Below are 25,536 nucleotides of genomic sequence, written 5' to 3' on the forward strand. Positions count from 1 at the left end.
GCCCCGCTCGGTCTGCATCGATCGCTTTTGACCCGAAGCAAACCTTCTTGCATTGCTAAAATTCGTGCAATTTTCAACGTGACTGGTTGATAAACCTGAATTACTCAATCTGGTGTAGAACGACAGTCCTTGAGAAGGCGTGTCTAGGCTGGTGGAGTGCTATTGGTGTCGATCATAAGAACGAAGATCGGTCGTTGGCTCGCTGCAGCGGCCTGTTTCTGTTGCTGGGCGCTGGCGCTTTCGTTGCTCACCACGGTGATCTGCACAGCAGCCGCTCGGCAGCAATCTTCCTGGAATAGGAGTGCAGAACTGAGGAGGGTCGGATACGTCGAGTTGTTCGGTGAGGATGCTGTCCATCTTCTGGTCGGCAATTCCGTGCTGGTACAAAACTCAGGCCCAATCGACAAAAGAAATGGCATCGAAATCAACGAGAAGATTTACTACTTCGTGAACGATAAGACTATGTACGAATGTGGGGTGGCCAAGGAGGCGGGTTGCGATGTTAAATCATGGGGCCTCCAAAACGATCAAGTATGCCTTGAAATTGGGTCATGCGGTGAGCGTCCGAAGATTATGAAGTCGCCGCTCTCGCTAGGTCGCGCAAAAAAGGGTGACAAGCTCGGTATCTATCTTTGGTTCGATCATTTTGCCTATGACATTGTCAAAGGCAATCGGACGGATTTCCCGCTATTCGATAATGTTATTCGAAGCAAACCGATCGAATTGGACCGCGCACATTTCGAGAAGGAAATCAATGAAGTTGGCCCGGGTGCCGAAGAAGTCCCGATCTCTGGGCCACGATCGGTCTCGTTGTTGATAGGGAACACATTTCTGTCCGATGACGTCACAAATCTCTCGGAAGATCGGGCGGCGAATGCATGCCCGAAGGAGGGAACGTACTATTCGCCGGACGGCAAGGTCATCCGCTTCGCTTGTCGCGACGGAAAATGGTCGATAGCTGTTTTGCACTGGAATATCCAGTCGGACCTATTCTGCCGCGATGGTCCCGAGTCTGATAGCATCGGCTCATTCAATTGCACGCGCGGGATGGTTTACGCGATCTCTGCGTCCCCCAAGTCCAGCGCGGATAACAAGATGCGCGTCCGCGATCCAAAATTCACGGACAGCGATAGTGACTTGATGGGCTATCTCGGAAATGCGTTCAATTTCAGATTCGAACAACGCCATGCGGCTGAAAAGTCCGGAAGAAGTAACGTTGGACCTCGCAGTTGCCAGCCAAAAATGAGGCTAACGGCAGAAGTGTGCCGCTGACTTTCCGCTTCTAGCCTATCAGCAAAGCCGTAGGATGGGTAGAGCGCCACCGAAACCCGTCAATCCGTTCGCCGCTGACGAAGCATGATGGGTTTCGCAAGGGCTCAACCCATCTACGCGTGCTATCTCGACGCCAGGTCGATCCCGCTGGTCGCCTATTGCCCGCTCGCGCAGGGGCGCGTTGCATCCGACCCGGTGCTCGCCGAGATTGGCGCGAAGCACAACGCGAGCGCTGCGCAAGTGGCGCTGAAATGGCTGCTCGACCAGGATGGTGTCGCCGCGATCCCGAAGGCGTCACGCCGCGAGAGCCAGCAGGCCAATCTGGACGCGCTGAAGATCAAGCTGGATGATGCCGACCGCAAGAAGATCGCAGCGTTGCCGAAGGACAGGCGTTGCGTCAATCCGGGCTTCGCACCGGCTTGGGATTAGTTTTATCGGCGAGGTTTTCGAAGCTAGGTTTTCGAACGCAGAGAATTCTGAATGGATATTCAGGATCAGAACGATCGTTAATCGCAGCGCTGTTGTGGAGGCGTCGGCGCGCCAGTCTTGCCTGGCGGCCTGAGCGAATCTTTTAGGCGCGCTTCTCCACATTGGCGCTGCGGGCCGGTACGCCGAACTCCTTGCGGCAGACCTCGGCCAGCACGGCGACGCCGTCGCGGATCTGCTGATGCGAAGGGCTCGCGAAGCACAGCCGCAGGCGTGAGCCTGAGTGGCTCTTGTTGGTCGACCATTCCGGCCCCGGATTGATCGAGACACCGGCGGCAAGCGCAGCCTGTGAGAGCTTGAGCGTATCGACCTGGTCGGGCAGCTTCACCCACAGGAAGATGCCGCCCTTGGGCTCTTCGAATTCGGCGGCTGTCCCGAACTGTTCGTTGAGCGCTTCCATCAGCGTGTCGAGCTTGGTGCGCAGCGCTTTCGTCAGCGCCGGCACATGGGTCGAAAAATGCGGTCGGCAATAGGTGGCGAGCACCATCTGCTCCAGCGCGCCGGAGCCGGCGTCGGTCTTCAGCGCCAGCATCCGCGACATCACATCCCAGGGCGCCACGATGAAGCCGACGCGCAATGCCGGCGCGATCGACTTCGAGAACGAGCCGATATGGATCACGCCGCCATTTTTGCTCAAGGCGTGGATCGCGGGCGGCCGTTGGCCCGACCAGACCAGGTCGGCATAGCAATCGTCCTCGAAGACAGGCACGCCATATTCGGTCGACAACCGCAGCAACTCGATGCGGCGCGTCTCCGGCATGATGCTGCCGGTCGGATTCTGCACGGTCGGAATGGTGTAGATGTATTTCGGCCGGATGCCGCGACCCCTGAGGTCGGCCAGCGTCGAGGCCAGCGCGTCCATGCGCATTCCGTCGTCGTCGAGCGGAATGCCGATGGTGTTGACGCCCAGCCGCGTCAGGCGGTTCAGCGCACCCTGATACGTTTCCTGCTCGACAATCACGGTGTCGCCGCGTGCCAGCAGTGTGTTGTTGACGAGGTCGAGCGCCTGGAGCGAGCCGGAGACGATCATGAGATCGTCGACCGTGCAGCTGATGCCGGCATCGCGCTTCAGCTTTGTCACCAGGAATTCGCGCAGGGGCAAGTAACCCTGCGGGCCGTGCGCCAGCCCGTAAGTCGCGAGCGACCGGCCTTCGCGTCGCAGGGTCTGATTGGCAGCCTCGATCAGCTCGTCGAGCGGCAGCTGCTCGGAATCGTTGTTGCCGCCGACAAAGCTGTATTTGGCGAGGCCCGTCCAGCGCGCAGAGGGCGCCGGCAGCCCTGCGGGGAACAGGGGCGCGAAATCGAAGCTGGACGTCATGGGAGCGTTCCTCGTTATTTTTATTGGGCGGCTGGCCTGGTGCCGACCGGGCGCCGCGATTTCGATGATGTCATCATGCCAGTGTTTTGCCCGACGCGTCAAACAAAATTCGTAAAATCCGCATATGTGTCGCGCGGACCAATAAGCCCTTGATTTTGCAGATCCGGCTACTGTGCATGGGGTTGTTTTCGAACTTTTCGATCTGCAGCACTCACTCGAAGCGGCGGCCGTAGCCGCCCTCGATGCGAGCTTCACTTCTTGCCGGCGGTCCGGGTCGGGCGGCCCTGGCTGATGAAAGCGTAATGCGCATTGGCGACGCCGCCAACCATCAAGGCCTCGACCACCGGCTCGGCGATTTCGCCCGTGGCGGCCCAGTCGACGATGAAATTGGCCCCGGTCCCGCCGCGCACATCGTCGGTCGGAATGAAGATCGAGACGGTGGCGAGCGGCTTCACGGCGACCGGTGCCTTCAGATAGCTCTCGACCTGTTTTCCTGCGGTGTCGAAATAAGCGATGCGCCGGACCACCAGCGCTTGCGTCTCGGAGGCGTTGTGGACGCTCAGCGTCACCGAAAAATCGACCCGCAGCTTGCCCTGGCTCATCGCCACGCTGGAATAGGCCGGCACGTAGAAGCCGCCGGAGACCGCGAGCTCCTCCTTTGGCAGCGCCGTGAACGAATCGGCGAAGGCCTGTTCGAGGTTCACTTTGGGCTGCGCGGCCGCCGGGCCGGCGAAGGCGAGGGGGCATAGCAGCATTGCAGTGGCAAGGCTGGCCCGCATGTGACGAATTGCTCGCTTGCCGCGCTGCAGCCGGTCTCTAGGGTGCGGCAAAACGGACCGATCTGGCATGCACGAGCTCATTCGCGACATCACTCTCTGTATCCTGTTTGCCTGGATGCTGGGCCTGCTCGCCCATTTTTCCCGGCAACCGCTGATCCTGGCTTACCTTATCGCCGGCTTCTGCATAGGTCCATTCGGTGCCGGCTGGGTCAAGTCGCAGGAATCGATCAGCGTCATCTCCGAGCTCGGCCTGATCTTCATGCTGTTCATGATCGGGCTCGAGATCGACCTGAAGAAGATCGTGCGGGCGGGCAAGGTGATCCTGTTCGCGGCCGGCGGCCAGCTTCTCGGCGGCTGCCTGCTCGGCATCCTGTTCTTTGCCGGCATCGGGCTCTCGCTCGGCGGCGGACATTTCGACGCGCTCTATCTCTGCATTGCCTGCGCGCTCTCCTCAACCGTCATCATCGTCAAGGTGCTCTACGAGAAGCGGGAGCTCGACACCTTGCCCGGCCGCATCACGCTTGGCGTGCTGGTGCTTCAGGATATCTTTGCCATCCTGTTCCTGGCGGTGCAGCCGAGTCTCGCAAACCTGCAAGTCGGCGTCATCCTGCTGTCGATCGGTCGCGTCGCAGTGCTGGTCGCCGCCGCGCTGCTGGTCAGCCGCTATGTGCTGCCGCGCCTGTTCCATCAGATCGCCCGCCGGCCCGAGCTGATCCTGCTCGGGGCCCTGGCCTGGTGCTTTCTCGTCGCCGAGACCGCCGAGCAGCTCTCGCTTTCGCGCGAGATGGGCGCGCTGATCGCCGGCGTCTCGCTCTCGACCTTTCCTTACGCGCTCGACGTCACGGCCAAGGTCACGACGCTCCGCGACTTCTTCATCACGCTGTTCTTCGTGGCGCTGGGCATGACCATTCCCGTGCCCGGCCTCTCGGTGATCGGGCTGGCCTTGATGATTGCCGCGTTCACGGTGGTGAGCCGCCTCGTCACCACCTTCACGCCGCTCTATCTGCTGAAGCAGGGTCTGCGCGCGAGCCTGCTGCCCGCGATCAATCTGGCGCAGATCTCCGAGTTCTCGCTGGTGGTGATCCAGACTGGCGTCGGCGACAATCACATCGCAGCCGAGACGGCGAATGCGGCCTCGTTCGCCTTCGTGGTGCTGGCCGTGCTCTCGACCTTCGTCATGACCCGCAGCGACGAGATCACCCGCTGGGCCATCGGCCCGCTCAAGCGGATCGGCTTGCGCGACCTCGACCACGGCAACGGCCACGCCGAGGAGGCGGGCGAAGGCGGCCACGGCGAGGCGCGCCGCATCGTCATTCTCGGCTTTTTCCGCAGCGCGAGCGCCCTGCTGGCCGAGATCGAACGGCAGGCGCCGGTGCTGCTGGAGCAGATCACGGTGATCGACTTCAACCCCAATGTGTACCAGACCCTGCTTTCGCGCGGCCTGCACGTGATCTATGGCGACATCAGCAGCGCCGACACGCTGCTCCATGCCGGGATCGGCAAGTCCGAGATGATTATCCTCAGCGTGCCGGACGCGCTGCTGAAGGGCGCCAGCAACGAGAAGCTGGTTCGCCACGTCCGCACCCTCAACCCCAAGGCCCTGATCGTCGCCACCGCCGATCTCCTGTCCGACGTCGGCGAGCTCTATGCGGCTGGCGCCAGCTATGTCACCGTGACCCGGCTCAGCGACGCTCATGAATTGTTTACGGTGATCGAGGCGGCCCAGGCCGGCCTGTTGGCCGACAAGCGCGCCGAGCTCGATGCTCGGCTCGGCGAGCGGCGCGAAGTGCTACCCTGACAGCGTCCGCCCGTCTTCCGTCGGGGCCGGGCGCGCCTATATCCCTGGTATCTTCGGTGCAAGCCTCGTTAGCAGGCTGGCCTCCGGACATATGCGGTTGCATCCAGGACACTAGCGCTTGGGCCCAAGTCCAGCTAAGGCGTCCGGCTAAGCCTCCGGCCCATAACCGATAGAGATTGGGACATGCCCGATACCGTTCAGGAAGTTTTGCAGGCCTTTGCCCGGGGCGAGCTCGTCGTCGTGACCGACGACGAGGATCGTGAGGGCGAGGGCGATCTGATCGTCGCCGCCTCGTTCTGCACAGCGGAAAAAATGGCCTTCATCATCCGCCACACCTCCGGCATCGTCTGCGCGCCAATCACCACCGAGGACGCGCGGCGGCTGCGGCTCGATCCGATGGTCGCTCACAACGATTCCGCCCACACCACAGCCTTCACGGTCTCGATCGACTACAAGCCCGACGGCGGCACCGGCATCTCGGCCGAGGAGCGCGCCTCTTGCTGTCGTGCGCTGTCCAATCCCAATGCCGGAGCCAACGACTTCGCTCGTCCGGGCCACATCTTCCCGCTGATCGCCAAGGATGGTGGCGTGCTGCTGCGCTCCGGCCATACCGAGGCCGCGGTCGATCTCTGCAAGCTCTCGGGCCTGCCGCCGGTCGGCGTCATCAGCGAATTGATGAACGACGACGGCAGCGTGATGAAGGGCGAACAGGTCGCCCGCTTCGCCGCCCAGCACAAGCTGAAGCACGTCACCATTGCCGACATGATCGCCTATCGCCAGGCGCGCGAAAAGCTGATCGAACGGGTCTCGACCTTCACCACCGAAAGCCCGATCGGGCCGCTCCAGGGCTATGCCTACCGCTCGCCGTTCGATTCCATCGCCCATGTCGCCTTCGTCTACAATGGCGTCGGCGATGGCAAGAACGTGCTGACGCGCTTTCATAAGCCGAACATCGTCAAGGACACCTTTACCGGCCACAAGCGCATGGCGGCCGTGCTCGAGCACTTCAAGAAGTCCGGCCGCGGCGTGCTGGTTTATCTGCGCGACGGCGCGGCCGGCGTCCCAGTGGCCCCGCTACCCGATGAGAGCGCGACTGAGGCCGATCGCAACCGCCAGTGGCGCGAAGTCGGCGTCGGAGCGCAGATCCTGCGCGATCTCGGCGTCACCTCGATCCGTCATCTCACCTCGTCGGTGCATGACTACAAGGGCCTCTCGGGCTTCGGCATCGAGATCATCGCCAACGAGCAGCTTGAAAGCTAGCGCTGTCATTCCGACAGGCGCGACACGCATCCCCGGGATTCACGCAGACCCGTATTTCTGCAACGCAATTGCACTTGTTGCCGCGGCGCACTAGTTTGTCCGGCAATTTTTAGACGGAACCAGACCGAAAGGACGTTTCATGAGCGTGCGCCCTCAGACCAAGGACAAGCCGGCTGCGGCTTCCTTCCAGTGGGACGATCCGTTCCTGCTCGATGAGCAGCTGACCGAAGACGAGCGCATGGTGCGTGACACCGCCCGCGCCTACGCCCAGGACAAGCTGCTGCCGCGCATCACCAAGGCCTATCTGGAAGAGACGACCGACCGCGAGATATTCAACGAGATGGGCGAGCTCGGCCTGATCGGCATCACGCTGCCGGAGGAATATGGCTGCGCCAACGCGAGCTACGTGGCTTATGGCCTCGTCGCGCGCGAGATCGAGCGGGTCGATTCCGGCTATCGTTCGATGAATTCGGTGCAGTCCTCCCTGGTGATGTACCCGATCTACGCCTATGGCGACGAGAACCAGCGCAAGAAGTACCTGCCGAAGCTCGCCAGCGGCGAGTGGGTCGGCTGCTTCGGCCTGACCGAGCCCGATGCCGGCTCCGACCCCGGCGGCATGAAGACCCGCGCCGAGAAGGTCTCCGACGGCTATCGCCTGACCGGCAGCAAGATGTGGATTTCGAACGCGCCGATCGCCGACGTGTTCGTGATCTGGGCCAAATCGGCCGAGCACGACAACCAAATCCGTGGCTTCGTGCTGGAGAAGGGCATGAAGGGCCTCTCTGCGCCGAAGATCGGAAGCAAGCTCAGCTTGCGCGCTTCCATCACCGGCGAGGTCGTGATGGACGGCGTCGTGGTGCCGGAAAGCGCGCTGCTGCCCAACGTCTCCGGCCTGAAGGGTCCGTTCGGCTGCCTCAACCGCGCCCGCTACGGCATCTCCTGGGGCGCGCTCGGCGCCGCGGAGGACTGCATGCATCGCGCCCGCCAGTACACGCTCGACCGCAAGCAGTTCGGCAAGCCGCTCGCCGCGACCCAGCTGGTGCAGAAGAAGCTCGCCGACATGGAAACTGAGATCGCGCTCGGCCTCCAGGGCTCGTTGCGAGTCGGTCGCCTGATGGACGAGGGCAAGTTCGCGCCCGAGATGATCTCGATCATGAAGCGCAACAATTGCGGCAAAGCTCTCGACATCGCTCGCGTCGCCCGCGACATGCACGGCGGCAACGGTATCTCGGCCGAATACCACGTGATGCGTCATGTCCATAACCTCGAGACGGTCAACACCTACGAGGGCACCCACGACGTGCACGCCCTGATCCTGGGCCGCGCGATCACGGGCATTCAGGCGTTTTTCTGAGCGCCCTGTATTCCGTGGTGGTTGCCTTGCTCCGCTGTCATCGTTCGCGAAAGCGGACGATCCAGTATCCCAGGGACCTCGCCTTCGCCTCGGGCGCCGCGGCGTACTGGATACCCCGCTTTCGCGGGGTATGACGAGAGTATGGCGGTACGTACAGGAAATGCCATGTCCGACAACGACGATGTTCCGTTCAACCGCAACTTTCCGCTTAAAGCCGGTGTCGTCGAGGAAGTCCGCCCCGGCGTGCGGCGGGTGCTCTGTAACAATCCGAGCCCGTTCACCTTCACCGGTACCGTCAGCTACATCGTAGGCACCGGCAACGTCGCGATCATTGATCCCGGTCCCGACGATGAGGCTCATGCGGCTGCGCTGCTCGACGCCGTGCGCGGCGAGACGGTGAGCCATATCTTCGTCACCCACACCCACCGCGACCACTCGCCCAATACACCGCGCGTCAAGCAGGCAACCGGCGCGCCGGTTTATGCCGAGGGCCCGCACCGCGCCTCGCGTCCGCGCTTCGAGAGCGAGAAGCACAATCCGGAATCCGGCTCCGATCGCGACTTCGTCCCCGATATCAGGATCGCCCATGGTGACGTCGTCGAAGGCGCCGGCTGGCGGCTCGAGGCCGTGGCGACGCCCGGCCATACGGCCAACCATCTCGCCTTCGCCTGGCCCGAGCGAAAGTTCAACTTCGTCGGCGATCACGTCATGGGCTGGTCGACTTCGATCGTGGCGCCGCCCGACGGCTCGATGATCGACTACATGGCGTCGCTCGACCGGCTCGCTGCGCGCGAGGAGGATCTGTATTTCTCCGGCCACGGTCCGGAGATCCCGGAGGGCCAGCGCTACGTGCGTTTCCTGATCCGCCACCGCAAGGCGCGCGAGGCCTCGATCCTGCACCGCCTCGCCAAGGGCGAGACGGATATCCCGACCATGGTGCGCGCGATCTATATCGGCATCGATCCGCGGCTGACGACGGCCGCCGGCTATTCCGTGCTGGCGCATCTGGAGGACCTCGTCGCACGCGGCATTGTCGCGACGGACGGCGATCCCGTGATCGGCGGGACGTATCGGATGGCCTAAGGGCGAATAGCGAATAGCGAGTAGCGAATAGGCAGCCGTCCCATTCGCTATTCGCTACTCCCCATTCGCCGATCTCACTTCTTCACCGTCTTTGCGGGCGCCTTCGGCGGCACGACCGGGGTCTTCTTCACCGGCTTCAGCGCGTCGGCGTCGGCTGCGGTGTTGAGGTCGTCGATGAATTTCGTCACGCGCGCGGCGTTGCTGCCGAGATCGCTCTCGAAATAGCGCGAGGCGGAGCGGATATCGACGCGTGAATCGTCGCCGTCAGGCACGACCCTGATCGAGACGTCCTCGCGAAAGCCCATGATCGGCGTGCGCGCCACCGCCTCGATGCGGCCCATGCGGCGCGGTGGCTGCGGCTCGCGTTCGTCGATGACGGTCCATTTGCGCTTGATGACGAGCTGGCGCGCGATCGCATAGGCGCGGTCAACGGGGATCTCGAGCTCGATCGGCTCGATGTCGGGATAGAACTGGCGCTGCTGCTCGGCCGAATAGAGACCGGCATAAACGGCGGTGTTGGTGCCGTCGCCGGTGCGCAGGCGCGACAGCGCGTCGAAGCGCGGCGGGTCGATCGGGTCGGTGGTGATGTCGTGGATCGGCGGCAGCTTGCGGTACAGCAGAGCTTGATACGCGGGATAGGCGAGGATCGCCCCGTCGATCAGGAAGGCGAGCAGGATGCGCGCCATGCCGCGCGAGCCGTTCTGCCAGATCGCGGCAAAGCCGGCGAGGCCGAACAGGATGGAAAGCCCGGCAATCGCGAGGCCGCCGAAGAACGTGGCCAGCGCCGGCTTCATCTCCAGGAAGTCGAAACGGACGATGATGGTCGACACCACCACCGTCACCACCGCGAACACGGCCAGATTGCGCGCCCAGCTCGCGAGGCTGGACACGGGCTCCGACTGATAGGGAGCGGAAAACCTGCGGGCCATCGGGTGAGCTCTGCCGGGGTCTTGGGGCTTGCCGGCCGATTTGGCGCGACGTCGAGCCGTTGAGACCACGGCCCGGTGGCAAATTCAAGAGTTCCGCAGGCTCTTGCATGGTCGTGCCCGGGCTTGACCCGACCATCCACGCCTTTCTTGCCGCCTGGACGTCGACGCCCGGGGAAAAGCCCGGGCATGACGGTGATCGCGATTTACGCCGCCGCGTTCGGGAAGCGATAGTCCTTGAACTGGTCGCGCAGCGCGGTCTTCAGGATCTTGCCGGTCGCGGTATGCGGGATGCCGTCGACGAACGCGACGTCGTCCGGCATCCACCATTTGGCGATCTTGCCGTCCATGTACTTCAGGATGTCGTCACGCGTGGCCTGCTGGCCCTGCTTGAGCTGCACGATCAGCAGCGGCCGCTCGTCCCATTTGGGGTGGAAGACGCCGATCACCGCAGCCTCCGCCACGGCCGGGTGGCCGACCGCGAGGTTCTCGAGGTCGATCGAGGAGATCCACTCGCCGCCGGACTTGATCACGTCCTTGGAACGGTCGGTGATCCGCATATAGCCGCCCTCGTCGATGGTCGCGACGTCGCCGGTGTCGAAGAAGCCTTCCTCGTCGAGGATGTTGGCATCGAGACGGAAGTAGGCCTTGGCCACCGCCGGGCCCGAGACTTTGAGGCGGCCAAAGGTCTTGCCGTCCCAAGGCAGTTCCTTGCCGGCATCATCGGTGATCTTCATTTCGACCGCGAAGGGCGCATAGCCCTGCATCTGAAGCACGTCGAGCCGCGCATCGCCGATCGCGTTGTGGAACGGTGGCTTCAGCGCCGAGACGCTGCCGATCGGGCTCATCTCGGTCATGCCCCAGGCGTGACGGACGTTCGAGCCCATGTCGAGGAAGGCCTTGATCATCGAGCGCGGCATCGCCGAGCCGCCGCAGATCACCATCTTCAGGTCCGGCAGCTTCAGATTATTGGCGGTCATGTGCTGGAGCAGCATCAGCCACACCGTCGGCACGCCGGCGGTGTGCGTCACCTTCTCGGTGGAGAGCAGCTCGTAGACCGAGGCGCCGTCGAGCTTGGGCCCGGGCATCACCAGCTTGGTGCCCTGCGAGGGTGCGGAGAAGGCGATGCCCCAGCTGTTGGCATGGAACAGCGGAACCACCGGCAGCATCGTCTCAGAGGCACTGGTGCCGAGCGCGTCGACATTGTTGGCCATCAGCGCGTGCAGCACGTTGGAACGATGCGAATACAGCACGCCCTTCGGATCGCCGGTCGTGCCAGACGTGTAACACATTGCGGCCGCCGTGTTCTCGTCAAAGTCCTTCCATTTGAATTTGCCGTCGGCCTCGGCGATCCAGTCCTCGTAGGCCACGACGTTCTTCAACGTGGTCTGCGGCATATGCGCCTTGTCGGTGAGGATAACGTAGCGCTCGACGCTCGGCAGCTTGTCGGCGAGCTTCTCGACGACCGGCACAAAGGTGAGGTCGACCATCACGATGCGATCCTGCGCATGGTTGATGATCCAGGCGATCTGCTCGGGGAAAAGCCGGGGATTGACGGTATGGCAGATGGCGCCGATGCCCATGATGCCGTACCAGACCTCGAGGTGGCGCCAGGTGTTCCAGGCGATCGTGGCGACGCGGTCGCCGAGCTTGATGCCGTCGCGCTCCAGCACCTGCGAGACCTTGAGCGCGCGCTTGTGGATTTCGGCGTAGGTGGTGCGATGGATCGGTCCCTCGACCGATCGCGTTACGACCTCCTGCTTGCCATGAATCCTGGCGGCGTGTTCGATGATCCGGTGGCAGAGCAGGGGCCAATCTTGCATCAAGCCGAGCATTCAGGCGTTCCTCCGAGAAGTCGCTGGGCGCGTTTTCGCTCTCAGCGCAGGGCCAAAGAATTGTCATGAGTTTTAGCCTGCCGGACTTTCGCCGCAAATGGTCTTGTCGCGGCAATATGTCCGCCCGCGCGGCAATGGTTACCGCCGCGCTCGGGCTAACGCTTGTGCTCGCGGATCGGGCGGAGGCGCGAAACTATGCTGCGCCGCTCGATATCTTTGGTTTTGGTACACCTCGGCCGCGCCGGAGCGTCCATTCCGCCAAGATACCGCTACCAAAGCCTCGTCCCGCGGAGGCACCCAAAGCGACGGACGAGGCCGCGCCGGAGGCCGACGGCAAGCCTTCCCCGGATAAACCGGGCAAACCGGCCGAGGCCGCGCCGCCGCCCGAGAAGCAGCTCTCGGCCTGCCGTATTGCGCTGACCGAGGAGATCGCGGTCGCGCCGTCCATTCCCGATATCCATGGCCCCGGCGCCTGCGGCGGCGAGGATCTGGTGCGGCTGGAAGCGATCGTGCTGCCGGACAAGCGCAAGGTCGCAGTCAAGCCGGCGGCAATCCTCCGCTGCACCATGGCATCAGCGATCGCCGATTGGGTCCGCGCCGACATGGTGCCGCTGGCCGCGAGCCTCGGCTCGACCATCACCGACCTCGACAATTTCGACAGTTTTGAGTGCCGCGGTCGCAACCGCATCGTCGGCGCTATGCTGTCCGAGCACGGCAAGGCCAACGCGCTCGACGTGCGCTCGCTCAAGCTTGCCAACGGCCAGTCGATCGGCCTGACCGACCGCACGCTGTCGCGCGACGTGCGCGAGCGCGTGCTGCATTCGGTCTGCTCGCGCTTTTCCACGGTGCTCGGCCCGGGCTCGGACTGGTACCACGAGGACCACATCCACCTCGATCTCACGCAGCGGCGCAACGACTACCGAATCTGCCAGTGGAACGTCTGGGACCCCTTGCCCCAGGTCGCGCCCCAGCTGCCCGCCGAGCGTCCAGAGGAGGCGCCGCCCCGCGAGGTCGCAGCCACCAAGGATGGTGCAAAGGACGGAGCGAAGGATGAGGCTGACGATCAGGAGAGCGCGAAACCTGCCGCGCCGCCGGACAAGCCGGCAGCCGGCTCCGGCAAGAGCAAGCCGGCAACGAAAAAGCGCCGGTAAAACTGGCGCTTTTCAAAACCTTCAGATCACGCGGAGATCAATTAGTTGCTGGTCTGATAACCGCCGCCCTGGAGCGCGAGCCGCGAGTTGTACGGCGAGTCGCCGTGCTTCGGCTCGAGCACCACGACGATGGTGCCGATCTTGACGCGGCTGTAGAGGTCGATTGCGTCCTCGTTGGTCAGGCGGATACAGCCCGACGAGATCGAAGCGCCGATATATTCAGGCTGGTTGGTGCCGTGAATGCGGAACAGCGTGTCCTTACCACCCGAGTAGAGGTACATGGCGCGCGAGCCCATCGGATTGTCCGGGCCCGGAGCGACGAAGGTCGGTACGCCAAGGCGCGAGATCTCGCCGGGCGTCGGGTGCCAGGCCGGCCATTCCGTCATGCTGCCGACCTTGGCGATGCCGGACCAAGCCATGGCCTCTTCGCCGACGGTGATGCCGTAGCGGATCGCCTTGCCGCCATCCATCACGTAATAGAGGTAATGGTTGTCGGAATCGACCACGATCGAGCCCGGCGACTCCTTGCGGTGATAGTCGACGATGGCGCGACGGAACGGCTCTGCCACCGGCGTATTCTCGTACCGGATCTTGGCGAGGAGTTCCTTGTCCTTCGGCTTGAAATTCTGCGTGTTGGTGGCTTCGAAATGCGTGGCCTGCATGCAGCCCGATAGCATGAAGCCGGCAGCCAAAATTCCCAACATAACTCTCAGCGACGACATGGTTTGGTTCCAATCGAACAATACCGCGCAGGTCCTGAGCGTAGTACCCAAGGCCTTCGACTCCGTTGATTTCATTATCGTTGAAATCTGCCACAATTCCAGCGTTTAGGGGCTTTTCTCGCGCTGCGAGACCCAACCTGTGGCTTTTTTGCCGCAAGTTTTGCGCCCTTGGGCCGGTTTTTGGGCAGGAAATGCCGAATTGTCGATTCCGTGCCACGGTTGAGCCGCGTCGGCGCCACAAATGCAAACGCTCCGTTAATGTGCTTGTCATCATGAACTTGTCAGAATCGCGCTAAGCGCCGTCAATCTGTCGCAGGGCTTCGCTGGAGTTGTTGATGTTTTCTGTGTTCGTTCCGACCGACTCCTCCCTGAAGAAGGCCGTTGTCGATGACCTCGCGGCGGTACCGGAGCACGCGGTGTGGATCGATCTGGTCAATCCGACCGCAGCCGAGGACAAGGCCGTCGAGAAGCTGTCCGGGATCGCGATCCCCACCCGGGAGGACATGCAGGAGATCGAGATCTCCAGCCGCCTCTATATCGAGAACAGCGCCCGCTACATGACCGCGACGCTGATGTGCCACTCCGATACCGACATGCCCCGGACCACGGCAGTGACCTTCATCCTCGGCGACCATCGCCTGGTCACGGTGCGCTACGACCAGCCCAAGCCGTTCGCCCTGGTCGAGGCCAAGCTGGCGCGGTCCTGCACCCCGGGGATCACCGGCGAGATGGTGCTGATGGAACTGCTGGATGCCGTCATCGACCGCTGCGCCGACATTCTGGAACGCTGCGGCGCCGAGATCGACCAGGTCTCGCACGACATCTTCGAGCCCGAGAGCGAGCGTCACGGCCACGCCAAGCAATATTCGCAGATCCTGATCTCGATCGGCCGCAAGGGCGATTTGACCTCCAAGGTTCGCGAGAGCCTGGTGTCGATCGGCCGCGTCGTCACGTTCCTGTCCGCGGTGGTGGAGGGCGTGAAATGGTCAAAGGACATGCGCGAGCAGCTCAAGACCATGCAGCGCGACGTCGTCTCGTTGACCGACCACGCCTCGTATCTTTCCAGCAAGATCACCTTCGTGCTCGACGCCATGCTCGGTGTCGTCAATCTCGAGCAGAACAACATCATCAAGCTGTTTTCGGTCATGGCCGTTGTCCTGATGCCGCCGACGCTGATCGCCTCGATCTACGGCATGAACTTCAAGTCGATGCCGGAACTTGAATGGACGCACGGCTATCCGTTTGCGCTGGTGCTGATGCTGTTCGCAGCGATCGTTCCGTACTGGATCTTCAAGTGGAAGAAGTGGCTCTGAGCCGGCCTGCGCTCCGAAAATAGTGACCGAGACCTTACGCCGGTCGTAGAGACAGGGCTGATGGTGTCGCAGAATAGAGCGTCATTGCGGCTATGCGGTGATGCGTGTGCTGTGCCCCAATTCCTCCGGTAAAATTTGAGCAGTGGGCTGAACGTTTGCGCGAAACTTGTCTGCGATAAGCAACGGGTTAGCCGCGAGGAACAGCCATGGTTGAAAAACAGATAACGACGCCCCGCAACGTCATCGACCTGACGAGCTATCGTCAGGCCGTGGCGAGCGGCAAGGCGCCGTCGTTGTCGGCACGCATGTGCCGGCACTGTGGTGCTCCGCTGCTCGATGGCGAGAACGATGACGATTGCTCGACCGCATTCAACGCAGCCGCCGCTCCGCGGCTGCGCGAACGGTCGCGTCGGATTCGCCTGGATTGAGGAGTGGAAGGAAGGGCGGGCGATCCAGTCTTGCGGCGGCGTTGTCTGGATCGCCTGGCTTCCCGCCTTTCGCGGCAAATCATCTAGCGCTTCACGATTTGCGCCGTCGAGACGATGGTCTCGGCGATCGCGCCGTCGCGGCTGAACGATGCCAGATGGCTCTCGACGTCGTGCAACATCGCTTCGACGTTGTCGCCCAACGCTTCCGGAGAGGACGACGAATAGGTGAGGGTGCGTTGCGCCAGGTCCTGCATGCTGACCATGTGGTGGGTCTCGACCGTGACGAGCTCGGTGGGTGCAAAAGCGCTGCCGCGGAAGAACGCGGGAAGGTCGCGATGGGTCCGCGTGCCCCGGCCGGCTGCCTCCCAGAGATTCGCGGGTGACCAGCGGCGGCGGATCTCGTTGTAGCCATCAAGCCATGGGTTGCGGCCGTCGGTGACCGAGAACGAGGCGCATATCAGGATCGCGCCGTCGCGCGCGACCAGTCCATCGAGCCGCGCGAGCGTCGCGTTGCGATCCATCCAATGTAGGGCGCGGCCGATCGTGACGATGTCGAACGTGCCGATCTCGGAGGCGAGCGTCTCGGCCTTGCCTGCGATCAGCGTGAGCTCTTGCCCTGCGCGCGCCGCCGCTTGTCGCGCAGCCTCGAGCATCGCGATTTCAGGGTCGACGCCGACGATACGGCCGACATAGGGTGCGAAGCCCAGCGCGAGCAACCCGGGGCCGGTGCCCAGATCGATTAAGGCGCATCGTTCGGAGAGGCCGAGCTTCTGCGCGACGCTGCGAAAGAACGCGCCCGGGTAGGGCGGCCGCAAGTGCTCGTAAGTTGGCGCCGTGCTCGCAAACCGGCCCATGCGTTACCCGGCCTAGACGTGCTGGCCGCCGTTGATGTGGATCTCGGCGCCGTTGACGTAAGAACTGGTCTCCGTGCACAGCACGTAGATGATCTTGGCGACCTCGTCCGGTGTGCCGAGGCGATGCATCGGAATCTGCTGCTCGACGATCTTCTCGGTGCCCGGCGACAGGATCGAGGTGTCGATCTCGCCCGGCGCGATCGCGTTGACGCGCACGCCGACGCGGCCGAAGTCCGAGGCCATCTCGCGCGTCAGGGACGCGAGTGCGGCCTTGGAGGTCGCGTACGCAGCGCCCGCGAAGGGATGCACGCGCGAGCCCGCGATCGAGGTGACGTTCACGACCGAGCCCTTGGCCGCCTTCAATTCGTCGATCAAGCCCCGCGCGATCATGATCGGCGCGAAGAAGTTGACGTGGAAGACGTGCGTCCAGGTGTCGAGGTCGGTGTCGACCGAACCGAGCCTGGAGCCGCCTGGACCTTTGGGCGAGATCGCGGCGTTGTTGACCAGCGCGTGGAGCATGCCGCCCTCGAGGCGGTCGCGGATGTCGGAGATCGCGCGCGTGGTGTCCTGGGGATTGCCGAGATCGACCTGGATGTGGTCCTCGGGGCCCGCATCCCACGGGCAATCTTCGGGGAAGGGATGCCGCGAGCAGGTGATGACGCGCCATCCCGCCGACGAGAAGCGGATCACGGTGGCGTGGCCGATACCGCGGCTAGCTCCGGTCAGAAGCAGCGTGCGGCGTGGCGCATTGGACGAATGCGGCATGGACATCTTTCAGGTCGGCCCAAGATTCGAGACAAGATTCGAGACAAGGCTCAAGGATACATCCGCGTCTTGGACCACTTCTGGCCGGCCGCGTCACGGCGAAATTCGATGCGGTCATGCAGACGGAATGGGCGATCGTGCCAGAACTCGATGCGCACCGGCGTGACGCGCCAGCCGCTCCAACCCGGTGGCCGCGGCACTTCGCCGATGACATGCTTGGCGGCAACCGTGGCGATGGCCCGCTCGAAGGCGAAGCGGCTCTCCAGCTCTTGCGACTGCTTGCTGGCCCAGGCGCCGATCTGCGCCTGCTTCGGTCGCGTCGCGAAATAGGCGTCGGCCTCGGCATCGGTCACCGGCGTCACGTTGCCGCGGATGCGGACCTGACGGCGCAGCGACTTCCAGTGAAAAAGTAAAGCCGCCTTAGGATTTGCGGCGAGTTCGCGGCCTTTTTGGCTTGCGATGTGACTGTAGAAGACAAAACCTTCGGTATCGAAGCCCTTCATCAGCACCATGCGCACGTCGGGCAGGCCGTCGGGATCGACGGTTGCGAGCGCCATGGCGTTCGGATCGTTCGGCTCGCTCTTGATCGCCTCGTTCAGCCAGGCCTCGAACAGCGCAAAAGGCTCGTCGGCGGCGGTGAAATCACCGGATGTTAAGGGTGTCTGGTGTTTCATCGAGGTCGTGTCGGTCATGTCTGGAGTCCGAATTGCGTCCCGCGGCCCAAAGCGCGCTGTTGTCTGCTACTGCCCTATATAGGGCATGGGGACGCGTTGGCCTATCGGCGATGCGGCCGTCGGGCCTTGCCATGACGATGATTTTGATCGGGCTCGGCGCCGGCGGCTGCAGTCTGCCCCGAACTGACACCAATGCCTACGCCAAGGCCGACGACAACGACCTCACCGGCTCGATCGCACGGCCGGCCAAGGACGCCCCTCCGACCGAGACCGATCTCGCCTTCGCCCGCAACGCAGCCTCCGACGTGTTGAGCAAGGGCGACAAGGATGCATCCCAGCACTGGGAGAATCCTGAAACCGGCGCGCGCGGCTCGGTGACGCCGATCGCGCAATCCTACGCCGCCGAGGACGGCCGCAAGTGCCGCGATTTCCTGGCGAGCTACGTCAACGGGACGACCGAAAGCTGGCTCCAGGGTGCCGGCTGCCAAAGCAGCCGTGGCCGTTGGGAGATTCATACGCTAAAGCCGTGGCGGAGCTGAGCATGATCCGGAAAAGTGGAGGCCGGTTTTCCGATAAGATCATGCTCCAGACTTAGAGATTCGGCTCGACTGACTAGTTGCAAAAATGCCACTCGCCCCCACATGTGGCTCAGATGGGGGCGGGCAGCCCCTTTCGACATTTCGTATTCCCAAGAGGAGACGTGACGGATGCGCGACCCCTATGAGGTCTTGGGGGTGCCGCGGAGCGCTAGCGCTGCCGCGATCAAGAGCGCCTATCGCAAGCTGGCCAAGAAGCATCATCCCGACAGCAACAAGGATGATCCCAAGGCCGCCGAGCGCTTCTCCGAGATCAATTCGGCCAACGAGATCATCGGCGACGAGGACAAGCGCAAGCAGTTCGACCGCGGCGAGATCGATGCCGAGGGCAAGCCGCGCTTCCAGGGCTTTCCGGGCGGCGGCGGGCCGCGCGGTCGCGCGGGTCCCGGCGGGTTCGAGAGCTACAATTTCCGTGGCGGCGGGGCAGGCCCCGGCCAAGGAGCGGGCGCGTTCGAGGACATCCTCAACAGCATGTTCGGCGGCGGGATGCGCGGTGCGCGCCCTGGGGCCGGCGGCGGTGCCCAGTTCGAATTCGACACCGGCGGGATCGGGCTCGATCTCGACGTCAACGTCGCCATGTCCGTCTCGCTGGAAGAATCGGTCAAGGGTGGCGAGAAGCGCGTCCGGCTGCCGAATGGCAAGGAACTCAACGTCAAGATTCCGGCGGGCGTCGTCGAGGGTCAGCAGATCCGGCTGCGCGGCCAGGGCGAGACCGCCCAAGGCCATCCGCCCGGCGATCTCCTGATCACCATCAGCATCGCCCCGCACCCGTTCTTCAAGATCGAGGGTGCCGACCTCAGGATCGACCTGCCGGTCACGCTCTACGAAGCTGTGCTCGGCGGCAAGGTCCGCGTGCCCACACTCGGCAATGCGGTGGAACTGTCGGTCCCGAAAAACACCTCCAGCGGCCGGACCTTCCGACTCAAAGGTAAGGGCCTGCCGAAATCTGGCGGAACCGGGGATCTCTTCGTTACCATCAGGATTATGCTACCGGACGGGAACGACGCCGAGCTTGAAGCATTGATGGAGAAGTGGCGGGACCAACACCCCTACAATCCACGTAGCGGGCTTGGTTAGGGCGAGATCCAACCGAAGGGGTTCTCCTACGGTCTAGCGCATCTTCCAGCAGATGATGCTCATCATACGCCTGAGGCGCGGTAGCGCTTCTCGGCTCGTATGCTCGACGTGTCGGATGTCCGGCGGGGCAGCCGATAAAAAGGTGCGGCCTCGAGAGGGGGACCAGCGCGGTACCAAAAACCCCAATCGAGGCCGCCCGCGTCGATCGGCGGATCGAACGCTGCTCATATTCGCGTGAACACCCGGTGCGATAATGAGACGCACACATGTCTTGATTCGAAATTTTCAATGACGGAATCGAGGCACGGCGCGGTTTGAAGGACGCCCAAGCGAAGCTTGAGATATGGCGGGTTGTTCAGCCGCCGGTTTTCTCGGCTTGGTCGTACACCGCCTGCGCCACCTTGGTCAGGCGATCGCGGTCGGCGCCGCCGCCGCTGACGACGTAGCCGACGCCGCGTTCGGCCCAGAACAACGCGCCATCCTTGTCCGCCCTGGCGTAACGCATCTGCGTTGCGCCGGTTTCGGTCTTGGCGGTGTAGATCGTGTAGCGCTCGCCCGAGGCGCCCTCATACATCAGGAAGGACGCCGGCCCGTTCGGCCCCGGCAGCAGCCGGCCGCCGACGAGCTTCAGCCCGCTCCCCTCCAGATTGGGGGCGAACACGGTCCAGCCGCAGCGCCGGGTCAGCCAGGCCTGGAGGTGGTCGCGCTCGTTGCCGCCGACCTCGACGGGATGGCGGACCTCGACGACATAAAGGCGGTGGGCATCGAGCGCATCCGTCGTAAAGCTCTGGAAGGTCGAGGGCGCGTTGGCGGCGCCATGCGCCACCCAGCCGGCCGCGCCGCCGGCGATGAAGGCAACCAGCGTGGCGGCGACCGCGCCGTAGAGCCATTGCCGCGGACGGCGCTCCAGCCGCTCGAGCTCCAGCCGGACCGGCACCGGCTCCTGGGCGACGTTGTCGTAGCGGGCATGCAGCATCTCGGCCATGGCGCGCCAGGATTGCACCCGCTCGGCATCCTCAGGATGTGCGGCAAGCCAGGCCTCGACGTCGGCGCGGCGCTCGGTCGGCAACTCGCCATCGACAAAGGCGTGTAGCTCGTCTTCGGTTACGGGAATATTGCGGTCGTTCATATCGGTCGTCTCTGGCTCTGCGGCCCAAAATATCTGACGCGGTTCAACTGCGCTGCTTCTCTCTCCGTGCAGCGGACGTGGCATGCGCGATGCATCAATCCTGCCATCATTTCACCCGCCTGAGCGCCGGGCGCTCGCCCTCCAGCGACGCTTTAACGTGTGCGCGGGCGCGGGCCAGGCGGGACATGACGGTGCCGATCGGCACGCCCTGGATGTCGGCGACCTCGCGGTAGCTCATGCCCTCCAGCATTACCAGGAGCAGCACCGAGCGTTGCTCCTCGACCAACGTCGAGAGTGCACGTTCGATGTCACGTCCTTCCGCCTCCGTCCCGCTGGCATCCGGGTTGTTCTCCGTCAGCTGCATGAATTGCGGCCGCCTTGCCAGCGAGCGCCGCCGGTTCTTGTTGAGGTTGGTCAGGATCGTGTAGAGCCAGCTCCTGACGTCGCCTCCGAGAAACAATCGCTCCGAACGCAACGCACGCACCAGCGTATCCTGCACCAGATCGTCGGCCGCATCCGCATCGCGCGTGAGCGCGCGGGCGTAGCGGCGCAACGCCGGGATCATGGCTTCCACGCTCTGGCGAAACGCACTCATTGCCGTCTAGACGTCCTTCACATCAGGCGCGAGCGCCTCAACGATCATAACACCCGAACGGAACGGCTATTCCGGCGCTCGAAACAGCGTTAACGCCGCGTATTAGGACTGTACCGCAGGGGAGGGCTGGTGTACCTCCAGACGCTAACGAGAGCTACAGGACGTTAGCAAATGGCGCAGAATTCAGGACTGATGCAAGGACTGATGCAAGGCAAGCGCGGGGTGATCCTCGGCGTTGCCAACAACCGCTCGATCGCCTGGGGCATCGCCAAGGCATGCCAAGCGGCCGGCGCCGACATCGCACTCACCTATCAGGGCGATGCGCTGAAAAAGCGCGTCGAGCCGCTCGCCGCCGAACTCGGCGCGCTCGTGCTCGGCCATTGCGACGTCACCGATGCCGCGACCATCGATGCTGCCTTCGATGCCCTCAAGGAAAAATGGGGCAAGATCGACTTCGTCGTGCACGCGATCGCCTATGGCGAACAGCTCGACGGCCGCTATGTCGACACCACGCCGGAAAACTTCTCCAAGTCGATGCTGATCTCCTGCTACTCACTCACCGCGCTCGCGCAGCGCGCCGAGAAGCTGATGACCGACGGCGGCTCGATCGTCACGCTCTCTTATTACGGTGCCGAGAAGTGGATGCCGCGCTACAACGTGATGGGCGTGGCAAAGGCCGCGCTCGAAGCCAGCGTGCGCTATCTTGCGGCCGATCTCGGCGAGAAGGCGATCCGCGTCAACGCGATCTCGGCCGGCCCGATCAAGACGCTGGCATTCGCCGGCATCGCCGATTCACGCCTGCTCTTGAAATATAACGAGGTCAACGCGCCGCTGCGGCGGAACGTGACGATCGAGGAGGTCGGCGACAGCGCAGTGTATTTCCTGTCGGACATGTCGCGCGGCGTTACCGGCGAAGTCCACCATGTCGATTCCGGCTACAACGTGCTGGGCATGATGCGACCCGATGCGCCGAAGGACTGACCACGACCAGCAATGCCCGTGCCCACGATCTATTACCTTCGCCACGGCGAGACCGAGTGGAATGCGCTCGGCAGGCTCCAGGGCACCAAGGACATTCCGCTGAACGCGCGCGGGCGCGATCAGGCCCTGCAAGCCGGTGGCATTCTCGCCGATCTCTTCAAGCGCGACGGCCGCGACAAGGCCGCGTTGCCCTACGTGTCGAGCCCGCTCGGGCGCTCGCGCATGACCATGGAACTCATGCGCGGCAAGCTCGAATTGCCGCCTGCCGACTACGCGCTGGACGATCGCCTGCGCGAGATCGGCTACGGCGTCTGGGAAGGGCTGACGCTGGCGGAGAGTGAGGCGACCGATCCCGACATCTATGCCAGGCGCCTCGCCGACAAATGGACCGTGGGGCCCGCGGGCGGGGAGACCTACGCCGATGTGCAGGTCCGCGTGCGCGCCTGGTACGACGAGCTCCGGACCGACACCGTCGCGGTCGCCCACGGCGGCACCTGCCGGGCCCTGATGGTTTCGCTCGGCCTGGAGACGCCGGCCAGCGCCGCCGAGCTCTATATCGAGCAGGGCGCCGTCTACGTGTTCCGCGATGGCCGGCTGGACAAGTATAGTTAGCCCGGCTCGTCGCCCCGCCCTCCGCCGTCATGCCCGGGCCTGTCCCGGGCATCCACGGACTTTCTCGTTGTGACCAAGAACGTGGATGGCCGGGACAAGCCCGGCCATGACGGCCGTCGGTATATTTGACCCATATTTCAGGGCGAGCTAAGTCAGCACTGACTTACCAGCCAGCGAGCAGCGATGTCCTTCAACACCTTCGGCCACATGTTCCGCGTCACCACCTTTGGCGAGAGCCATGGGGTGGCAATTGGCTGCGTGGTCGACGGCTGCCCGCCGATGATCCCGCTCACCGAAGCCGACATCCAGGGCGACCTCGACCGCCGCAAGCCCGGCCAGTCGCGCTTCACCACCCAGCGCCAGGAGCCGGACCAGGTCAAGATCCTGTCCGGCGTGATGGCGCATCCGGAGACCGGCGTGCAGGTGACGACGGGCACGCCGATCGGGCTTCTGATCGAGAACACCGACCAGCGCTCGAAGGACTACTCGGAAATCAAGGACAAGTTTCGTCCCGGCCATGCCGACTTCACCTACGAGGCGAAGTACGGCCTGCGCGACTATCGCGGCGGCGGGCGCTCCTCGGCGCGAGAGACGGCGACGCGCGTCGCCGCCGGTGCGATCGCGCGAAAAGTGCTGCCTGACATCAAGGTGCGTGGCGCGCTGGTGCAGATGGGCCCGCACAAGATCGACCGCGACAAGTGGGACTGGGACGAGATCGCCAAAAATCCGTTCTTCTGTCCGGACAAGGACAAGGCATCGTTCTTCGAGACCTATCTCGACGGCATCCGCAAGAGCGGCTCCTCGATCGGTGCCGTGCTCGAGATCGTCGCCGAAGGCGTGCCGCCCGGCCTTGGTGCCCCGATCTACGCAAAACTCGACTCTGATCTGGCGGGTGCGATGATGACCATCAACGCCGTGAAGGGCGTCGAGATCGGCGCCGGCTTTGGCGCGGCCGAGCTCACCGGCGAAGAGAACGCCGATGAGATGCGCACCGGCAATGATGGCACGCGCTTTTTGTCCAATCACGCCGGCGGCGTTCTGGGCGGCATCTCCACCGGACAGCCGATCGTGGTGCGCTTTGCGGTGAAGCCGACCTCGTCGATCCTGCAGCCGCGTCTCACTGTCGATCGGCAGGGCGCCGACACCGAGATCATGACCAAGGGCCGCCACGACCCCTGCGTCGGCATTCGCGCCGTCCCCGTCGGCGAAGCCATGATGGCCTGCGTGCTGGCCGATCATTTCCTTCGCGACCGCGGGCAGGTTGGGCGCTAGCGCCAACGGCACCAGCCTACCGCGCAGCTTGACGGCTCCACAACTTCGTCGGCAAATGCGGGGATGCAAAACTCCGAGATTCAGCGCATCACCAATTGGCTGATCGACGGCGCGAGGTCGTCCGGGGCCCCTTCCGAGATGATCGCCGAGGTCTGCGAGCATCTGGTCGAGGCCGGGCTGCCGCTGTGGCGGTTCGGCATCTTCATCCGCACGCTGCATCCGGAAATCTTCGGCCGCAATTTCATCTGGCGGGAAGGCCAGAAGGTCGAGATCGGCACCGTCGATTTCAAGATTCTGGACACGCCCGAATTCGCCAGGAGCCCGCTCCGGATCGTGTTCGAGGAGGGGCTGGAGGTCCGCGGACGGATGGACGATCCGGACAGCAAGCGGTTTCCGTTCCTCGACGACATGCGCGCCGAAGGCGTGACCGACTATTTCGCGATGCCGATGCCATATCTCGACGGTTCGATCCACGCGACGAGCTGGGTCACGCGACGTCCCGGCGGTTTCAGCGAAGACGACATCGCCGCGATCCGGACCCTCGTGGCGCCGCTCGCACGCGTCAGCGAGATCATCAGCCTGCGCCGCACCGCCGAGATGCTACTCGACACCTATGTCGGCAACCGCGCCGGCGCACGTATCCTGGGCGGCCAGATCCGCCGCGGTCACAACGACACCATGCAGGCTGCGATCTGGCTGTCGGATCTGCGCGGCTTCACCGCGCTGTCGGACCGGCTGCCGGCCGAGACCGTGGTCGAGATCCTCAACCATTATTTCGATTGCCAGGTCACGGCGATCCGCGGCCACGGCGGCGAAGTCTTGAAGTTCATGGGCGACGGCCTGCTCGCGGTGTTCCCGATCGACGAATATGTCGGCGATGCCGCGCATGTCTGCACGCGCGTGCTTGAAGCCGCCCGCGAATCCCGCGCCAGCGTCGAGGCGCTCGCTTTTCCGGTTGGCGACGTCATCGAACGCTTCCGCTTCGGCGTCGCACTGCATGTCGGCAACATCCTCTATGGCAATATCGGCGGCGGCAACCGGCTCGACTTCACCTGCATTGGCCCCGCCGTCAATCTCGCGGCAAGAATGGAGAAAATCGCCGGCCGCTTGGGGCGCACCGTCGTGGCGTCTGAGGGCTTCGCCAATGTCTGCCAGCATGACTGGCGCGATCTCGGCGATTTTCCGATCGCAGGATTTTCCAAGGCGCAGCGCGTGTACGGGCTCGCCGAGGAGACGCCGGTGGTGATGGCGTGAGG

24 protein-coding genes and 1 pseudogene are annotated in these 25,536 nt (G+C 63.6%); 15 read left to right on the forward strand and 10 right to left on the reverse strand.

Annotation, left to right across the window (positions count from 1 at the left end; genetic code table 11):
• The first annotated feature begins 165 nt into the window (after positions 1 to 165).
• Both ABIC09_RS11680 and ABIC09_RS11685 read left to right on the forward strand, forming a co-directional pair.
• Positions 166 to 1,272 (forward strand): hypothetical protein, encoded by a 1,107-nt coding sequence (locus tag ABIC09_RS11680; RefSeq protein WP_148752608.1) that lies wholly within the window; start codon positions 166 to 168, stop codon positions 1,270 to 1,272.
• A 123-nt stretch (positions 1,273 to 1,395) separates the two neighbouring features.
• Positions 1,396 to 1,701 (forward strand): annotated as a pseudogene (locus ABIC09_RS11685) (aldo/keto reductase); the annotation flags it as partial.
• Between the two features lie 142 nt (positions 1,702 to 1,843).
• On the opposite strand, the gene ABIC09_RS11690 reads toward ABIC09_RS11685, so the two are convergent.
• Both ABIC09_RS11690 and ABIC09_RS11695 read right to left on the reverse strand, forming a co-directional pair.
• The gene (locus ABIC09_RS11690; protein WP_354109344.1) at positions 1,844 to 3,076 is read right to left on the reverse strand and encodes an aminotransferase-like domain-containing protein; all 1,233 of its coding nucleotides are present in this window, start codon (positions 3,074 to 3,076) and stop codon (positions 1,844 to 1,846) included.
• A 251-nt stretch (positions 3,077 to 3,327) separates the two neighbouring features.
• On the reverse strand, positions 3,328 to 3,855 hold the full coding sequence (locus ABIC09_RS11695) for a DUF3124 domain-containing protein (protein ID WP_354109345.1): 528 nt from the start codon (positions 3,853 to 3,855) through the stop codon (positions 3,328 to 3,330).
• A 67-nt stretch (positions 3,856 to 3,922) separates the two neighbouring features.
• Between ABIC09_RS11695 and ABIC09_RS11700 the strand changes: the two genes are divergently transcribed.
• The 4 genes from ABIC09_RS11700 (at position 3,923) to ABIC09_RS11715 (ending at position 9,350) form a co-directional block, all read left to right on the forward strand.
• A complete protein-coding gene (locus tag ABIC09_RS11700; protein ID WP_354109346.1) occupies positions 3,923 to 5,653 on the forward strand; it encodes a cation:proton antiporter domain-containing protein in 1,731 nt (576 codons plus the stop codon).
• Between the two features lie 183 nt (positions 5,654 to 5,836).
• The gene (gene ribB / locus ABIC09_RS11705) at positions 5,837 to 6,913 is read left to right on the forward strand and encodes a 3,4-dihydroxy-2-butanone-4-phosphate synthase (RefSeq protein WP_354109347.1); all 1,077 of its coding nucleotides are present in this window, start codon (positions 5,837 to 5,839) and stop codon (positions 6,911 to 6,913) included.
• Between the two features lie 139 nt (positions 6,914 to 7,052).
• Positions 7,053 to 8,267 (forward strand): acyl-CoA dehydrogenase, encoded by a 1,215-nt coding sequence (locus tag ABIC09_RS11710; protein WP_148752603.1) that lies wholly within the window; start codon positions 7,053 to 7,055, stop codon positions 8,265 to 8,267.
• Between the two features lie 165 nt (positions 8,268 to 8,432).
• On the forward strand, positions 8,433 to 9,350 hold the full coding sequence (locus tag ABIC09_RS11715) for an MBL fold metallo-hydrolase (RefSeq protein ID WP_354086238.1): 918 nt from the start codon (positions 8,433 to 8,435) through the stop codon (positions 9,348 to 9,350).
• Positions 9,351 to 9,424: 74 nt separating this feature from the next.
• On the opposite strand, the gene ABIC09_RS11720 is transcribed toward ABIC09_RS11715, so the two are convergent.
• On the reverse strand, positions 9,425 to 10,279 hold the full coding sequence (locus tag ABIC09_RS11720; RefSeq protein ID WP_354109348.1) for a DUF1499 domain-containing protein: 855 nt from the start codon (positions 10,277 to 10,279) through the stop codon (positions 9,425 to 9,427).
• Between the two features lie 203 nt (positions 10,280 to 10,482).
• Positions 10,483 to 12,111, reverse strand: a complete 1,629-nt coding sequence (locus ABIC09_RS11725) for a fatty-acid--CoA ligase (protein ID WP_148752600.1) — start codon at positions 12,109 to 12,111, stop codon at positions 10,483 to 10,485.
• A 65-nt stretch (positions 12,112 to 12,176) separates the two neighbouring features.
• On the opposite strand from ABIC09_RS11725, the gene ABIC09_RS11730 reads away from it, so the two are divergent.
• Entirely contained in the window at positions 12,177 to 13,262 is a 1,086-nt protein-coding gene (locus tag ABIC09_RS11730) for an extensin family protein (RefSeq protein WP_354109349.1), read from the forward strand.
• 41 nt (positions 13,263 to 13,303) lie between these two features.
• On the opposite strand, the gene ABIC09_RS11735 is transcribed toward ABIC09_RS11730, so the two are convergent.
• Positions 13,304 to 13,984, reverse strand: coding sequence for a L,D-transpeptidase (locus tag ABIC09_RS11735; protein ID WP_148752598.1), 681 nt, complete (start codon positions 13,982 to 13,984; stop codon positions 13,304 to 13,306).
• 335 nt (positions 13,985 to 14,319) lie between these two features.
• On the opposite strand from ABIC09_RS11735, the gene ABIC09_RS11740 reads away from it, so the two are divergent.
• Both ABIC09_RS11740 and ABIC09_RS11745 read left to right on the forward strand, forming a co-directional pair.
• A complete protein-coding gene (locus tag ABIC09_RS11740; protein ID WP_148752597.1) occupies positions 14,320 to 15,297 on the forward strand; it encodes a magnesium transporter CorA family protein in 978 nt (325 codons plus the stop codon).
• A gap of 206 nt (positions 15,298 to 15,503) precedes the next feature.
• Positions 15,504 to 15,725 carry a hypothetical protein gene (locus ABIC09_RS11745; protein ID WP_148752596.1) on the forward strand — a complete coding sequence of 74 codons (222 nt, stop codon included), beginning with the start codon at positions 15,504 to 15,506 and terminating at the stop codon, positions 15,723 to 15,725.
• Positions 15,726 to 15,808: 83 nt separating this feature from the next.
• On the opposite strand, the gene ABIC09_RS11750 is transcribed toward ABIC09_RS11745, so the two are convergent.
• Genes ABIC09_RS11750 through pdxH form a run of 3 tightly spaced genes read right to left on the reverse strand, consistent with a single transcriptional unit; the run spans position 15,809 to position 18,036 of the window.
• Positions 15,809 to 16,579, reverse strand: coding sequence for a class I SAM-dependent methyltransferase (locus ABIC09_RS11750; protein WP_354109350.1), 771 nt, complete (start codon positions 16,577 to 16,579; stop codon positions 15,809 to 15,811).
• 12 nt (positions 16,580 to 16,591) lie between these two features.
• A complete protein-coding gene (locus tag ABIC09_RS11755; RefSeq protein WP_148752594.1) occupies positions 16,592 to 17,344 on the reverse strand; it encodes an SDR family NAD(P)-dependent oxidoreductase in 753 nt (250 codons plus the stop codon).
• Between the two features lie 50 nt (positions 17,345 to 17,394).
• Positions 17,395 to 18,036, reverse strand: a complete 642-nt coding sequence (pdxH, locus tag ABIC09_RS11760; RefSeq protein WP_354086242.1) for a pyridoxamine 5'-phosphate oxidase — start codon at positions 18,034 to 18,036, stop codon at positions 17,395 to 17,397.
• Positions 18,037 to 18,149: 113 nt separating this feature from the next.
• Here pdxH and ABIC09_RS11765 point away from each other — a divergent pair, with 113 nt between their 5' ends.
• Positions 18,150 to 18,557 (forward strand): RT0821/Lpp0805 family surface protein, encoded by a 408-nt coding sequence (locus tag ABIC09_RS11765; RefSeq protein WP_187434996.1) that lies wholly within the window; start codon positions 18,150 to 18,152, stop codon positions 18,555 to 18,557.
• Positions 18,558 to 18,725: 168 nt separating this feature from the next.
• Positions 18,726 to 19,691: a DnaJ C-terminal domain-containing protein gene (locus tag ABIC09_RS11770; RefSeq protein ID WP_354037652.1), complete on the forward strand. Its 966-nt coding sequence runs from the start codon at positions 18,726 to 18,728 to the stop codon at positions 19,689 to 19,691.
• A 355-nt stretch (positions 19,692 to 20,046) separates the two neighbouring features.
• Here ABIC09_RS11770 and ABIC09_RS11775 read toward each other — a convergent pair whose 3' ends face one another.
• Together ABIC09_RS11775 and ABIC09_RS11780 are read right to left on the reverse strand one after the other, a co-directional pair.
• Positions 20,047 to 20,820, reverse strand: coding sequence for an anti-sigma factor family protein (locus tag ABIC09_RS11775; RefSeq protein WP_354109351.1), 774 nt, complete (start codon positions 20,818 to 20,820; stop codon positions 20,047 to 20,049).
• 106 nt (positions 20,821 to 20,926) lie between these two features.
• Positions 20,927 to 21,415: a sigma-70 family RNA polymerase sigma factor gene (locus ABIC09_RS11780; RefSeq protein ID WP_128953175.1), complete on the reverse strand. Its 489-nt coding sequence runs from the start codon at positions 21,413 to 21,415 to the stop codon at positions 20,927 to 20,929.
• A 171-nt stretch (positions 21,416 to 21,586) separates the two neighbouring features.
• On the opposite strand from ABIC09_RS11780, the gene fabI reads away from it, so the two are divergent.
• From fabI to ABIC09_RS11800, 4 genes are all read left to right on the forward strand, one after another.
• Positions 21,587 to 22,396, forward strand: coding sequence for an enoyl-ACP reductase FabI (fabI, locus tag ABIC09_RS11785; protein WP_148752589.1), 810 nt, complete (start codon positions 21,587 to 21,589; stop codon positions 22,394 to 22,396).
• Positions 22,397 to 22,408: 12 nt separating this feature from the next.
• Positions 22,409 to 23,008: a histidine phosphatase family protein gene (locus ABIC09_RS11790; protein ID WP_354109352.1), complete on the forward strand. Its 600-nt coding sequence runs from the start codon at positions 22,409 to 22,411 to the stop codon at positions 23,006 to 23,008.
• A 183-nt stretch (positions 23,009 to 23,191) separates the two neighbouring features.
• The gene (gene aroC, locus ABIC09_RS11795) at positions 23,192 to 24,280 is read left to right on the forward strand and encodes a chorismate synthase (protein WP_354109353.1); all 1,089 of its coding nucleotides are present in this window, start codon (positions 23,192 to 23,194) and stop codon (positions 24,278 to 24,280) included.
• A 63-nt stretch (positions 24,281 to 24,343) separates the two neighbouring features.
• Positions 24,344 to 25,534, forward strand: coding sequence for an adenylate/guanylate cyclase domain-containing protein (locus ABIC09_RS11800; RefSeq protein WP_354086246.1), 1,191 nt, complete (start codon positions 24,344 to 24,346; stop codon positions 25,532 to 25,534).
• Positions 25,535 to 25,536 lie beyond the last annotated feature (2 nt).

The sequence above is a fragment of the Bradyrhizobium sp. S3.12.5 genome, from assembly GCF_040548225.1.
Lineage (GTDB): Bacteria > Pseudomonadota > Alphaproteobacteria > Rhizobiales > Xanthobacteraceae > Bradyrhizobium > Bradyrhizobium cytisi.

Bases quoted from the DNA above. Each gene is read 5' to 3' on its own strand.
- ABIC09_RS11690 (WP_354109344.1), bottom strand. From the start codon at position 3,076: ATGACGTCCAGCTTCGATTTCGCGCCCCTGTTCCCCGCAGGGCTGCCG.
- ABIC09_RS11695 (WP_354109345.1), bottom strand. From the start codon at position 3,855: ATGCGGGCCAGCCTTGCCACTGCAATGCTGCTATGCCCCCTCGCCTTC.
- ABIC09_RS11700 (WP_354109346.1), top strand. From the start codon at position 3,923: ATGCACGAGCTCATTCGCGACATCACTCTCTGTATCCTGTTTGCCTGG.
- ribB (WP_354109347.1), top strand. From the start codon at position 5,837: ATGCCCGATACCGTTCAGGAAGTTTTGCAGGCCTTTGCCCGGGGCGAG.
- ABIC09_RS11710 (WP_148752603.1), top strand. From the start codon at position 7,053: ATGAGCGTGCGCCCTCAGACCAAGGACAAGCCGGCTGCGGCTTCCTTC.
- ABIC09_RS11715 (WP_354086238.1), top strand. From the start codon at position 8,433: ATGTCCGACAACGACGATGTTCCGTTCAACCGCAACTTTCCGCTTAAA.
- ABIC09_RS11720 (WP_354109348.1), bottom strand. From the start codon at position 10,279: ATGGCCCGCAGGTTTTCCGCTCCCTATCAGTCGGAGCCCGTGTCCAGC.
- ABIC09_RS11725 (WP_148752600.1), bottom strand. From the start codon at position 12,111: ATGCTCGGCTTGATGCAAGATTGGCCCCTGCTCTGCCACCGGATCATC.
- ABIC09_RS11730 (WP_354109349.1), top strand. From the start codon at position 12,177: ATGAGTTTTAGCCTGCCGGACTTTCGCCGCAAATGGTCTTGTCGCGGC.
- ABIC09_RS11735 (WP_148752598.1), bottom strand. From the start codon at position 13,984: ATGTCGTCGCTGAGAGTTATGTTGGGAATTTTGGCTGCCGGCTTCATG.
- ABIC09_RS11740 (WP_148752597.1), top strand. From the start codon at position 14,320: ATGTTTTCTGTGTTCGTTCCGACCGACTCCTCCCTGAAGAAGGCCGTT.
- ABIC09_RS11745 (WP_148752596.1), top strand. From the start codon at position 15,504: ATGGTTGAAAAACAGATAACGACGCCCCGCAACGTCATCGACCTGACG.
- ABIC09_RS11750 (WP_354109350.1), bottom strand. From the start codon at position 16,579: ATGGGCCGGTTTGCGAGCACGGCGCCAACTTACGAGCACTTGCGGCCG.
- ABIC09_RS11755 (WP_148752594.1), bottom strand. From the start codon at position 17,344: ATGCCGCATTCGTCCAATGCGCCACGCCGCACGCTGCTTCTGACCGGA.
- pdxH (WP_354086242.1), bottom strand. From the start codon at position 18,036: ATGACCGACACGACCTCGATGAAACACCAGACACCCTTAACATCCGGT.
- ABIC09_RS11765 (WP_187434996.1), top strand. From the start codon at position 18,150: ATGACGATGATTTTGATCGGGCTCGGCGCCGGCGGCTGCAGTCTGCCC.
- ABIC09_RS11770 (WP_354037652.1), top strand. From the start codon at position 18,726: ATGCGCGACCCCTATGAGGTCTTGGGGGTGCCGCGGAGCGCTAGCGCT.
- ABIC09_RS11775 (WP_354109351.1), bottom strand. From the start codon at position 20,820: ATGAACGACCGCAATATTCCCGTAACCGAAGACGAGCTACACGCCTTT.
- ABIC09_RS11780 (WP_128953175.1), bottom strand. From the start codon at position 21,415: ATGAGTGCGTTTCGCCAGAGCGTGGAAGCCATGATCCCGGCGTTGCGC.
- fabI (WP_148752589.1), top strand. From the start codon at position 21,587: ATGGCGCAGAATTCAGGACTGATGCAAGGACTGATGCAAGGCAAGCGC.
- ABIC09_RS11790 (WP_354109352.1), top strand. From the start codon at position 22,409: ATGCCCGTGCCCACGATCTATTACCTTCGCCACGGCGAGACCGAGTGG.
- aroC (WP_354109353.1), top strand. From the start codon at position 23,192: ATGTCCTTCAACACCTTCGGCCACATGTTCCGCGTCACCACCTTTGGC.
- ABIC09_RS11800 (WP_354086246.1), top strand. From the start codon at position 24,344: ATGCAAAACTCCGAGATTCAGCGCATCACCAATTGGCTGATCGACGGC.